10 protein-coding genes are annotated in these 7675 nt (G+C 68.1%); 2 read left to right on the top strand and 8 right to left on the bottom strand.

The annotated features are described in order from the left end of the window. Nucleotides 1-10: 10 nt before the first annotated feature. The 6 genes from nhaA to DW309_RS15055 all read right to left on the bottom strand — a co-directional run bounded on the left by nhaA (nt 11) and on the right by DW309_RS15055 (nt 3933). On the bottom strand, nt 11-1294 hold the full coding sequence (gene nhaA / locus DW309_RS15075) for a Na+/H+ antiporter NhaA (protein ID WP_136045838.1): 1284 nt from the start codon (nt 1292-1294) through the stop codon (nt 11-13). A 60-nt stretch (nt 1295-1354) separates the two neighbouring features. After that, complete coding sequence (locus DW309_RS19745) at nt 1355-1528, bottom strand: hypothetical protein (RefSeq protein WP_168387297.1); 174 nt, start codon at nt 1526-1528, stop codon at nt 1355-1357. A gap of 68 nt (nt 1529-1596) precedes the next feature. Then, nucleotides 1597-1995, bottom strand: coding sequence for a VOC family protein (locus DW309_RS15070; RefSeq protein ID WP_136032544.1), 399 nt, complete (start codon nt 1993-1995; stop codon nt 1597-1599). Between the two features lie 617 nt (nt 1996-2612). Then, nucleotides 2613-2804 carry a hypothetical protein gene (locus DW309_RS15065; RefSeq protein WP_136045837.1) on the bottom strand — a complete coding sequence of 64 codons (192 nt, stop codon included), beginning with the start codon at nt 2802-2804 and terminating at the stop codon, nt 2613-2615. A 20-nt stretch (nt 2805-2824) separates the two neighbouring features. Continuing rightward, on the bottom strand, nt 2825-3094 hold the full coding sequence (locus DW309_RS15060) for a hypothetical protein (RefSeq protein ID WP_136045836.1): 270 nt from the start codon (nt 3092-3094) through the stop codon (nt 2825-2827). Nucleotides 3095-3204: 110 nt separating this feature from the next. Next, nucleotides 3205-3933 carry a YoaK family protein gene (locus tag DW309_RS15055; RefSeq protein ID WP_136045835.1) on the bottom strand — a complete coding sequence of 243 codons (729 nt, stop codon included), beginning with the start codon at nt 3931-3933 and terminating at the stop codon, nt 3205-3207. Nucleotides 3934-4087: 154 nt separating this feature from the next. Here DW309_RS15055 and DW309_RS15050 point away from each other — a divergent pair, with 154 nt between their 5' ends. Both DW309_RS15050 and DW309_RS15045 read left to right on the top strand, forming a co-directional pair. Continuing rightward, nucleotides 4088-5299, top strand: a complete 1212-nt coding sequence (locus tag DW309_RS15050; protein ID WP_136045834.1) for a cupin domain-containing protein — start codon at nt 4088-4090, stop codon at nt 5297-5299. Between the two features lie 108 nt (nt 5300-5407). Continuing rightward, nucleotides 5408-6604: an MFS transporter gene (locus tag DW309_RS15045; protein WP_136045833.1), complete on the top strand. Its 1197-nt coding sequence runs from the start codon at nt 5408-5410 to the stop codon at nt 6602-6604. A gap of 50 nt (nt 6605-6654) precedes the next feature. Here the strand turns inward: DW309_RS15045 and DW309_RS15040 are convergent, their stop codons facing one another. Together DW309_RS15040 and DW309_RS15035 are read right to left on the bottom strand one after the other, a co-directional pair. After that, on the bottom strand, nt 6655-7182 hold the full coding sequence (locus DW309_RS15040) for a DsbA family protein (RefSeq protein ID WP_136045832.1): 528 nt from the start codon (nt 7180-7182) through the stop codon (nt 6655-6657). A 12-nt stretch (nt 7183-7194) separates the two neighbouring features. After that, a complete protein-coding gene (locus tag DW309_RS15035) occupies nt 7195-7665 on the bottom strand; it encodes a redoxin domain-containing protein (protein WP_058630786.1) in 471 nt (156 codons plus the stop codon). Nucleotides 7666-7675 lie beyond the last annotated feature (10 nt).

The raw sequence follows: 7675 nt of genomic DNA, 5'->3' as shown, positions 1-7675 counted from the left end.
CGCGAGGCCGTCATGCCTCCGCCCGGTCCCGCGCAGCGCTCCGGGCCCGCCGACCGCGCAGCGCCAGGACCACACCGCCGAGCACCGCCGCGACGAGGGACCCGACCAGCACCCCGATCTTCACGTGATCGTCGGCGACGCTGCTGCTGCCGTAAGCCAGCTCGCCGACCAGGAGAGACACGGTGAAGCCGATCCCGGCGAGCAGCGACATGCCGGCCAGGTCGGGCCAGCGCAGCGTCTCGTCGAGACGCAGCGCCCGAACGCGGCTGAGGAGGAAGGTCGTCAGCAGGATGCCCACCGGCTTGCCGACGACGAGTCCCACGACGATGCCGACCGTGATCGGGTCGGTCAGCGCGGAGACGAGGCCGTCCATTCCACCGATGTCGACTCCCGCGGCGAAGAACGCGAACACCGGCACGGCGAACAGCGTGGCCACGACACCCCAGCGGTCGGCGAAGTGCGCCGCCAGCCCGTCGTACACCGGGGCGCCGTCCGCATCGGTACCGGTCTGCACGCGCGTGCGTGCGGTGGCTCGCACGGGCACGAGGAACCCGAGCAGCACACCGGCGACCGTGGCGTGCACCCCCGACGCGTGCACGCACACCCACACGGCCACCGCGAGGGGGAGCAGCAGCCACCAGGAGCGCACGCCGTTCTGCACCGCGAGCGCGAACCCGGCGAGCGGCAGCAGCGCGAGGATGAGCCACGGCGCCTGGATCGTCTCGGTGTAGAACGTCGCGATGATCGTGATGGCGATGAGGTCGTCGATGATGGCGAGGGTCAGCAGGAACACGCGCAGCGCCGGGGGGAGGAACCGGCCGACCACCGCGAGCACGGCCACCGCGAACGCGATGTCGGTCGCGGTGGGGATCGCCCAGCCGCGCAGCACCTCGGGACCGGCCGCGGCGTTGACCGCGAGGAACAGCAGCGCGGGCACGACCACCCCGCCGACGGCCGCCGCGATGGGCAGCGCGGCGCGGCGCGGGTCACGGAGTCGCCCGGCGACGAACTCCTCCTTGAGCTCCAGCCCGACGACGAAGAAGAACACGGCGAGCAGCCCGTCGGCGGCCCACGCGCCGACGCTCAGCTCCAGGTGGAGCTCGGGGATGCCGAAGCGCACGTCGCGCACGGCCTCGTACCAGGGTGCGGCGGGGGAGTTGGCGAGGATCAGGGCCGCGACGGTCGCCGCGAGCAGCAGCGCACCACCGAGCACCTCGCTGCGGGCGGTGGAGCGGATACCGCGCCACAGCTCATGCGGCGCGAGACGGAAACGGGCAGGGGACGACGAAGACACAGGGGTACCTCACGGGAGAGATGGGCGGTCGATGCGAACAGGCCGCGCCATCCGGCGCGGCTAGCCCCGTGGCGGCGGGCAGCCCGCGATCTCACCGTGCGAGAGGGTGCCCCACACGCTCGTCCACCCGTTCGTCCCCGGGTGCAGCACGACGCGCATCCACTCCGTCATCGGCGTCGCCGACGACAGGCGCTGCGGGGCGCGCGTCGAACCGGCGGAGACGAGGGAGGGCACCCGTCCAGGCTACCGTCTGTCATCCGTGCTGCCCCGAGACGTCTCGCCTGAGGTGTCGCCGGAAGGCCTCAGCTGTCGGATTCGATGGCGAGCGTGTTCCCGTCCGGGTCCTCGACCCAGGCGATCCGCCCACCGCCCGCCCGAGGGCCGATGCCGGCCGCGTTCTGGCCGAAACCGTCGTAGCGGACGAACTCGGCTCCCGCAGCCGTCAGCTCCGCCACGACCGCATCGAGGTCGTCGACGTACCACGTGGCGACTGTCGAGCGCGTCGACCCCGCGGTCGGCGTCTCGAACACGTTGAGCATGGTCCCGTCGCCGCAGGCGTAGAACCGAGCGCCCTCCGCGATGCCGGCGCTCGGTCCGCTCCGCTCGGCGGCGAGGCCCAGCACCCCTTCATAGAAGGCGGCCGCTCGTCCGATATCGGTGACGCCGATGGAAGCCCTCACCGGGTAGTCCGCTAGTCCCATGTCAGACATCGTGCTCTCGAACCGCCGGCACGGCAATCGCCGACGTCCGCGCGACGCAGGCCGGCGAGCTCTGGGCCGCCCAACGACGAAGGCCGCTCCGAAGAGCGGCCTTCTGCTGATGTGGGTTGTACGCGGAAGGTGTTTTGCCGCGTGATTCCGGGGGCGTTGAGCGGTCCGTTCAACCGCTGTCCTCTGTCGTCTGTCGCGTGATCCTCTACTTGGCGGGGCGCTCTCCACCGAGCGGGCAGAAGGCTGCCCTTGTACCGGTCAAGCGGCCATCGCTGGAGTGGTGCGCGGTCGGCGAGCTGTGCTATCGGCCGCGGGCCGGACGGTGAGTGTCTTGCCTTCCGCAGTCCCGTCGACGAATGCTTGCCGAAGAGATTCGCTGGCGGTCATTAGCGCGCTAGTCGCGGTATGGCGAAGAACGCAGCGCACTGGGCGGTGGGACCTAAGTTCACTTCGTGGCGCTTCCGCGCGGAAGGCAAGGGGAATCATCCGTGCTACCTCGTGTATGTGCCACCAGGCGAGCCCGAACCTGTTCTCTGGAAGGTCGTCACTCACTCGCGTCCACTGGCGACAACTACACGGTGAGAAAACAAGTCAGTGCCCGACGCCCGTCAGAAGTCGACGCGACCTTCGCGGTCGATGTCGAGAGCCGTGCGGTCTTTCGCCCACGCCTCGAGCGCGGAGTCGAGCTGCTGCCGAAGCCAGTCGGCTGTCTGCCCAGCCTTCGGAGTGACCGATAGCTGCCACAGGCGCTGGTCGACGGAGCCGGTCAGGTTGGCGGCGGGCGATGCGGAGGTCTTCATGATGTGCTCCATCCGTGACGTCAGTTGTTGGCGGGTGCGTAGTCGGCGGCGTGGAGGAGGTGGCGGAGCTCGATGAGAAAGTCCTCCTCGACGGTCCTCTGCTGAGGAGGGGACACCACGATGGTCTCGGTGCCCACCGTGACCTTGACCTTGCTGTTGTGCTCGACGGTGACATCTCCAACAGCCCGGAGCAGGGACAGGACATCGTGCCATTTGACATTGCTGCTGGTCGGGTGCGCGGTGATCTGACGGAGTGTCTTGCGGTGGTTCTCACCCAGGTGCGAGGACATATGGGCCTACTTTCTGTGGTCTCGGTGACACCAAGGTAGGTGTCCGGGTCCGCGTCCGGCTCAGACGGTTGTCGAGTTCTGCATCGACAACCAGCGCCCCTCACAACCGGCTACGGCGTAGGGGCGTTCTGTGCGGGGTCGATGGCGCCACGACCACGCACTGCGCACGTCCACAACGCAGCGAGCACAACCGCAGCAACTGCGAGGGACGAACCCTCCCACCCGCGATTCAGCAGAAACCCGCCGCCGCCTCCGACGGCGAACGCGAGAAGAACGGCAAGGTACGCGCCCGCAGGCCGCACATGCCGTTCGCCATCGTCCGCGATACGCCGCCCGACCGCCCGCCCCAGCAGACTCGCCGCCATCTGAATGACGGAGGTGACGGCGATGTTCCCGTAGAGCATCCCCGCTTCACGGTGGAAGGCGTTGCCCTGAACTCCGGCGATGAAACTGATGGCCCACGCGATCCACATCGGCTCGACGACGCGGCCGACGCTCAGCACGGGGAGGACCGCGATAAACACGACCTCGCCGAGAAGGACGGGCGCGGAGTACGACCTCTCTCGCCGGGAAAGCCAGAGGATCGTGATGCTGCACACGAAGGCTCCGAGCGCGAAGACGAGAACCGAGCTCGCGGCGAGGAGCGCGCGTCCGACGTTTCCCTCTGCGGTGAAGTAGCCGAGGGAGATGAGGTTCCCGGACTGCACTGTCGCGAACGTGCCGACCTGACCGAACGTCCACGCATCAAGCAGTCCGGAGACGAAGGCGAGTGACGCCGACGCCCACACCGTTTCCAGCAACGGGTAGCGACGAAGTGACGGGGCATGGGCAAGCGACATGAAACCTCCTGAGGGTCACTCCACCCAAGCGAACGACAACGTCCACGGCGTCCGACGAGTGTCGAGTGCACGTTCGTCAGCTATCCCTGTCGGGCACCGCTGGGCGTTGCCAGACTCCTGAGTACCGTCCGGATTCGTCACGAAGGAGCAAGCCATGGATTCGTCCGAGAACGTCCCCATCGGGCATGAGGTTCCCACGCTGGGTAACCCCGACCTGCCGCAGGAAGGCGAGATCAACATCGCTGACCGCCCACAGAGCAACACGATGACGGGTCCGCAGAACGAGGCCATCGAGTCGCAGTTCCCGAACCAGGTGCATGCGCCGGCGACCGACATCAGCACGCAGCCGTTCTTCTGGTCGTCGTTCAACATCTCGCCCCGTCGCGTGCAACGGGGCGGCTGGGCGCGTGAGCTGACGAAGCAGGACTTCCACATCTCCGACGAGATCGCCGGAGTGAACATGTACCTCGAGCCCGGCGGCATCCGCGAGCTCCACTGGCACCAGACCGCCGAGTGGGCGGTCATGACCCGCGGCAAGGCGCGAGTGACCACGCTCAGCCGCTCGGGTCTCCCCGCAGTGGAGGACGTGGAGGAGGGCGACCTGTGGTTCTTCCCCGCCGGGACCCCCCACTCCCTCCAGGGACTCGGTCCTGACGGCGCGGAGTTCGTCCTCGCTTTCGACGACGGCGACCAGTCCGAGTCGAACACGCTGCTGCTGACCGACTGGTTCGCGCACACCCCTCCCGAGGTGCTGGCGAAGAACTTCGGTGTCGCACAGGAGGTGTTCTCGGACATCCCGCTCCACAACCTCTGGATCTTCCCCGGCGACGAGCCCCCGGCACTTGAGGTCGACCAGGCTGCGGCCGGTGTCGAGTGGGGGATGGAGCCGGTCATCTTCCGTCTCTCTCGCTCGAAGCCGCTCTACGAGAACACGGGAGGGTCGATCCAGATCGCCGACTCCACCAACTACAAGTACTCGTCGACGGTCGCCGCGGCCCTCGTCACCGTCGAGCCGGGCTCCATGCGGGAGCTGCACTGGCACCCGAATGCCGACGAGTGGCAGTACTACCTCCGCGGTTCCGCCCGGATGACCGTGTTCAACACCGGCCCGCACGCGAACACCACCGACTTCCGTCCGGGTGATGTGGGCGTCGTTCGCAAGAACTTCGGCCACTACATCGAGAACACCGGCGACGATGTGCTGCAGTTCCTCGAGGTGTTCCGCACCGACAAGTACGAGGAGATCTCCCTCGCCAACTGGCTGTCCCACGTGCCGCCGCAGCTCGTCTCGGCGCACCTCAACATCGACCCGGCCGTTCTCGCGACCTTCCCGCGCGGCTCTCAGGGCATCACCCCCCTGCGATAAGCAGAGACGCCGCCCCGGGATCGGGCTCGAGGCGGGAGACGGCGCCGGAGGGGCACCCTCCGGCGCCGTCCTTGCATCACCACTCACCCATAGAGAAAGCTGCAGGCGATGGCCTCCACACACTCCGACACCGTTCACCGCACCACGCCGTTCTGGGTGGTGGCGGTCGCGTTTCTCCTGGTGATGGCGTACTCCACCGTCCCCACACCCCTGTATCCGCTGTACCAGCAGCTCGACGGGTTCCCCGTCTCCGTCGTGACCGTGGTGTTCGCGGCGTACGCGGTCGGCGTCGTCGCGAGCCTGTTCCTGCTCGGGCACGTCAGCGACTGGATGGGCAGGCGCCGGATGCTCGTCATCGCCATCCTCATCTCCGCGCTGTCGGCGGTGCTGTTCATGGTGTTCACCGACGTGCCGGGTCTGCTGGTGGCTCGCGTCGTCAACGGAGTCAGCATCGGTGTGCTCACCGCGACGGCGACCGCGCACCTCGGTGAGCTGAGGGCTCGCGCTCGGCCGGATGAGAACGCCATCGTCGCGGCATCCGTCGCCGGCGGGGCCAACCTCGGGGGCCTCGCGCTCGGTCCCCTCATCGGCGGATTGTTCGCGGACTTCCTGCCGGACCCACTGCACCTGCCACACACGGTGTTCGCCGTCGTCCTCATCCTCCTGGCCATCGCGGTCGCTCTCGTCCCGGAGACCGTCACCCCAACTCGGCGCGCGTATCGTCCGCAGAAGGTCGCGGTCCCCGCGGCATTCCGCGGCAACTTCGTCGCGGCGGCCTTCGCGGCATTCGCCGGCTTCGCACTTTTCGGACTGTTCACGTCTCTCGCACCCTCGATCCTCGTCGGCATCTTCGAGGAAGACGGGCACCTGATGGCCGGCATCACGGTCTTCCTCGTCTTCGGGTCCGCCGCCGCTGCTCAGGTTCTTCTCGCCCGGGTGGCTCGCCGTACGCAGCTGCTGTTCGCCGCCGTCGCCTGCGGTATCGGGCTGCTCGCCATCGCCGGTGGGGCTGTCGCCCCTTCGCTCGCGCTGTTCCTCCTCGGCGGGATCATCGGCGGCGCGGGCGTCGGCGCCCTGTTCAAATGTGCGCTGGCCACGGCATCCGAGATCGCGGAACCGGGTCGCCGGGGCGAGACGCTCGCCGCTATGTTCCTCGTCGCCTATTGCGGCCTGGCCATCCCGGTCCTCGCCATCGGCGGCGCCCTGACGGTGCTGCCGCAGATCACCGTGCTTCTGGTGTTCGTCGTCCTGGTGGGGATCGTCACGGTGGCGGCCGCATTGCGGATGCGTCGCATCGCGCGCTGACCATCGAAAGGGCCGCCGGGGTCTACCCGGCGGCCCTTCGCTGTGATCTCTCAGGCGGAGCGCTGAATCACACCAGCCAGCGCCTGAGCGAGGCCTTCGGTGCCGCTGTCGAGGCGGTGGCCGTTGAGGAAGAACGTCGGCGTCCCGTTCACCCCGCTGCGGATGCCGCCTTCCTCGTCGGCGCGGATCCGAGAGAGGTATCGGCCCTCGGTCACGGCCGTACGGAGTTCGTCCAGCGGCAGGCCGAGGCGCTCACAGATCGTCGCGTAGAGGTCGGGGCCCAGCTGCTGCTGGTGTTCGAACAGCAGGTCGTGTGCCTCCCAGAACTTCCCGTGCTCGGCGGCGAACTCGGCGACGAAGGCGGCGTCGACCGCCTCCGGGTGAACCTCAGCGAGAGGGAAGTTCCGGAAGACGAAGCGTACCTTCCCCTCGTAGGCGGCGAGCAGCTCCTTGACCACGGGATACGCGGCACCGCAGTAGGGGCACTGGTAGTCGCCGTACTCGACGAGGACCACCGCCGCGTCGGCGGGGCCCGAGGTGTGGTCGTGAGGGGAGACAGGAACGCGAAGTGAGGACATCGTCCTCTCCTTTCAGTGGTGGGTGAGTGTGTCGAGGGCGTCGAGAACCCCGTCGACGCCAGGATTGACGGCGACGGGGGCGAGGTAGCTCCAGGCGATGATGCCCGCGGAGTCGATGATGAAGAGGGCTCTGCGGGCTTCGCCGACGGTGTCGTCGTATGCACCGAAGAGTCGGGCGACCGCCCCCTTCGGCTCGAAGTCGCTGAGCAGCGGAAAGTGCAGTGAGTGGGCCGAGGTGAACGCCTCGTGCGACCACACGTTGTCGACGGACACGGCGACGACCTGAGCGCCCCGGGCGCGGATCAGCGGCAGAGCCTCGTTGATGACGGACAGCTGGTCACCGCAGACGGGGCTCCAGTCGGCAGGGTAGAACGCGAGGACCACCGGGCTGCCGAGGAGCTCATCCGAGCTCAGCGACTGGTCGGCGGTCACCCGGAGAGTGAACTGTGGTGCGCGTTCTCCTGGTTGCAGGATCTCTGGCATGGTCGGCCCT

Origin of the sequence: Microbacterium sp. K41 (assembly GCF_004794395.1) — a bacterium.
Classification (GTDB): domain Bacteria; phylum Actinomycetota; class Actinomycetes; order Actinomycetales; family Microbacteriaceae; genus Microbacterium; species Microbacterium sufflavum.
The sequence above is the reverse complement of the archived record's forward strand: the minus strand, read 5'-3'. Positions and strand labels throughout refer to the sequence as shown.